Annotated in this window: 2 protein-coding genes and 1 pseudogene; 2 read left to right on the top strand and 1 reads right to left on the bottom strand. The window is 70.8% G+C overall.

What is annotated here, in order from left to right; all coding sequences use genetic code 11:
* Window positions 1-104: pseudogene (locus tag BN4332_RS35610) on the bottom strand (nitroreductase family protein); the annotation flags it as partial.
* 186 nt (window positions 105-290) lie between these two features.
* Here BN4332_RS35610 and BN4332_RS22865 point away from each other — a divergent pair.
* A complete protein-coding gene (locus BN4332_RS22865; protein ID WP_066901799.1) occupies window positions 291-2216 on the top strand; it encodes a SaeA-related protein in 1926 nt (641 codons plus the stop codon).
* Window positions 2213-3652 (top strand): GAP1-N2 domain-containing protein (locus tag BN4332_RS22860; protein ID WP_494337820.1); only part of this gene is annotated, 1440 nt, incomplete at its 3' end. The genes BN4332_RS22865 and BN4332_RS22860, both read left to right, overlap by 4 nt.

Raw genomic sequence — 3652 nt, 5'->3', positions numbered from 1 at the left:
CGCGCCCACCCCACCACGACGGGGCCCGCCAGCATCCAGTCTTCCGGCACCCCGACGGCCTCGCGCATCAGTTGTTCGCCGTCGTAGGAGGCCCAGCTGGTCAGGTGGTGGCGGGCGAAGCCGTCGCGGCGGGTCCGGGCCCACCATGTGGCGGTGACGGAGCCGCTGCTGCGGTAGCGTTTCCGGGGGTGTGGGCCAGCGAGGGCCCGACACCTCAGGAGTTCGCATTGTTCGAGCTGCCGGAGTAGGTGACCCACAGCGATCACGTCCGGCGGGGATTTGGTGTTCTGATGCCTGATCTGTATCCCGTCGACGATCCCGACGACGCGGATCCGCGGCTGGCGCCGCTGCTGGCCTGGCGCCAGCAGCTGGTCGACTCTGGTGCGGTGGCGGCCCGCAGCTTCAAGGAGGCGCACCTGCGCCTCGTGCTCCGGTCCGGGCGCACCGAGGTCGAGCAGATCCGCGAGATGCTGCCGGGATCGGTCGCCGAACACGCCGAAGAGATGGCCCGCGTGCTGGCCGAGCTGGAAACCCAGCCGCCCGCCGTGGCGGCGGATCCGTCGGGCCCGGCGGCGGGTGACATCCATGCCATCTCGTTCCGGCACGGGGATTCCCGCCCCGACGTCGTCGAACTGAGCTGGCCCGACTACCAGGCCAACGGCGGAGTGGTGCTGTACCGGGTGGTCAGCGCCGACGACCGGGCACCGAAATCCTCGGAGAACGCCGACCTCGTTGCGGCCACCCCGTTGTCGGCGGCCAGTGACGACCGGCCGCTGACCGGGCCGGTGCGCTACTACCAGGTCTGGGTGATCACCGGGGCGTCCCGCGCGGATGCGCTGAGTACCCGGCCGGTGCTGTACGCCAGCGGGGTGTTGGTCGCCCCGCTCGGCGAGGTATCGGTCCGGGAGGACAACGGTTTGGTCGTCGGCCAGTGGACCGCCCCGCCGGCGACGAGCGCCGTGCACGTCCACCGCATACCGGTCGACGACGCCGACGCTGCGCAGGACGAGACGCCGTACCGGATCCTGGCCGACAGTGACAACCTGGCCGGATTCGTCGATACCGGCGCGGCCCGCGGCAGGCGATACCGCTACCGGATGCGCCGCGCGGTCGAGGTCGACGGCGCCGTGCATCTGTCGCAACCGGCGGACATCGAGCTCGAGCTGCCGGCGGTGCTCACCGCCGTCACCGACATCGATGTCGACACCGCATTCGACGGCGCCTCGTTCGACGTATCGTGGGCCGCCCCCGGGGCCGAGGTCGCGGTCTACCTCAGCGAGACCGGTCTGAGCGCCGGTGGGGTATCCACCGAGTTGCCCGAGAATGCGCTCGAGCAGGTGGGATTGACTCCCGAGCTGCGTCTGCGTCGTCCGGTGGTCGACCAACCGCAACCCGATGGCAGCCACCGCACGTTGATGAGTGGCGTGCCGTGGCCGCAGGGCTGGAGCCGGGCCTACGTGACGCCGGTGACGATCCTGGCCGGCCGGGCCGTGCTGGGCCGCACCGTGTCCGCGGTGCGCACCGGGACCATCCGCGACATCGAGCTCGTGGAGTACTGCAACAAGCAGATACTCACCTTCGACTGGCCCGACGGTGCGGCCGGCGTGGTGGTGACCCTCGCGCCCAAGGACCACGATCCTCGTGCGGGGTTGACGGGCAGGTCTTTCGAGATCTCGCTCGAGGACTACGAGAAGTACGGGGGCATGCACCTGACCGGTGCGCTCCCGGTCGGCGGCTGCTCGCTGCACCTGGCGCCGGTGGCGTTCTCCGGTGGGCGCCGCGTGACGGGCCCGGTGGCCAGCATCGAGTATCCGGGCATGCTGCGCCTGCAGTACGCGGTGCGAATCGGCCGCGACCCCAACGGATATCCCACCACGGCCACTGTCGCCGTCCGGTCCGAATACGACGTGCCCGGGTCACCGTCGTTCGTGTTGGTCAACAACCCGCAACGGATGCCGCTGAGCGTGCACGACGGCCAGCCGGTCGACGTGGCCCCGCTCGACGCCCAGGGGCAGCTGGCCGATCAACCGTCCAAACAACTGCGCTGGACGGCGCTGACCGCCTCGGGCAGCGGTGAACTGTGGGCCGCCAACGTCAGCGGTCTGCACGGCTGGATTCGGTTGTTCGTCAACATTGCCGACCCGGCGCGGCTGCGCACGGTGGCCCTCCTGGACCCGCCGGTGCAGACCTTGCAGCTCACCGCGACGGTGTTATGACGTCGCGCTACGGCCAGCTTGCCTACACATCGTTCGATTCCGTCGGTACCGCCGGCGGCTGGCAGGTGAAAGAGACCATCGGCGGCCTGACGCCGACCGAGACGCAAGCGTTGATCACCGGCGTGCGGACCGTGTTCCGGCCGATCGGCCCGGTACCGGATTTCCCCACCCCCGAACAGCTCGAGCAGAGTCCCCGCCGGCTGGCCTATCGCGCCCTCGAGGACGGCGCCGCCTGCTGGCACACCTTTCCGGCCGGGTCGGACAGCACCGGCAGGCCGGGCAACGTGTTCGCGCACGTGCTGCTGGACCGTGCGCCCCATACTCATCCGCGCCACCGGGCCATTCAGTGGTGGCGGGCCCCGCATTGGCTGACGCCGTACGGCCCGGCCGCCGTGGCCCGGGCCCTGCTGCCGGGCACCCAGCCGGAGCTGGGCGATGCGGTGACGAAGGACAGTGTGGTGGCCTTCGCGCTGGACCGCGCCACCTGGCGCCTGGCCACATTGTTCGCCCTGCTCGACGCGGTGGCCGCAGCCCTGGCGGGCGGGCCTCCGGTGGTCCTCGGCGTGCAGTCGCCGGACGCGGCGGCCCAGTGGATCGGCCTGGTGAGTTTCCTGATGTCGCCGGGCACCGCCGCACGGCTGAGCTTTTCCACGTTCGACCGGGCCGATCAGGTGACGCCGCACACCGGGCAGGTGCTGAGCGCGGTCCCGCTCGAGGACCTCGGCGCCATCGAGCCCGGAATGGTGGTGATCAGCGAATCCGAGACCGTCTCGTTGGGCGAGCTCGGCGGCGATCCGCACCGTACCGCCGGCGGGCATCGCATCGGGGTCACCAGGTGGTCGGTGATGGCACAGGTGGTGCTGCTCGACGCGGCGTCGGCACGGCGCGTGCTCGACGACATCGACACGTTCTCCACCCAGGTGCGCGACGACGGACTGCACCCGGCCTGGCCGATGGCGATGGCGGTGGCCGGACATCCGGAATTCGCCGACGCGCAGGTCGAGGCCCATGAGGTGATCGCCGCGCATTCGCCGTTGGGCGCGGTGGTCGGGTCCGAGGCGTCGCACATCATCTCCGATGTGCTCGCCGGTGTGGTCGGCGCCACGACAGCGGACGCCTGGCGGGCCCTGCACGAGTTGCCGGATGGAGCGGGAGCGGCGTTCGCCGACGTCACATATCTGTCCCGAGCCATTGCTGATGACGTCTGGATGGCTCAGACGGCCCCAATCCCATTGGGGCCGAGAATGTTTCACGGGAAACCAATACCTTCGTCGTTGCGGGCGGCCATCGGGCCTGCCCTCGAGCGGGGCCGGGGCCAGGGTCCCGGCCGCTTGCTGCGGGTGATCGACCTGCTGACGCGTGCCGGGGTGGCCGACGACCGGCTGCAGGTGGCGCTGGCCGATGGCGTGCTGCCGGGGCTGGCCGATCCCGGCGCG

The sequence above is a fragment of the Mycolicibacterium houstonense genome (genome assembly GCF_900078665.2).
GTDB classification, from domain to species: Bacteria; Actinomycetota; Actinomycetes; order Mycobacteriales; family Mycobacteriaceae; genus Mycobacterium; species Mycobacterium houstonense.
Note: the sequence above shows the minus strand (reverse complement) of the source record. Positions and strands in the feature narration are given on the sequence as shown.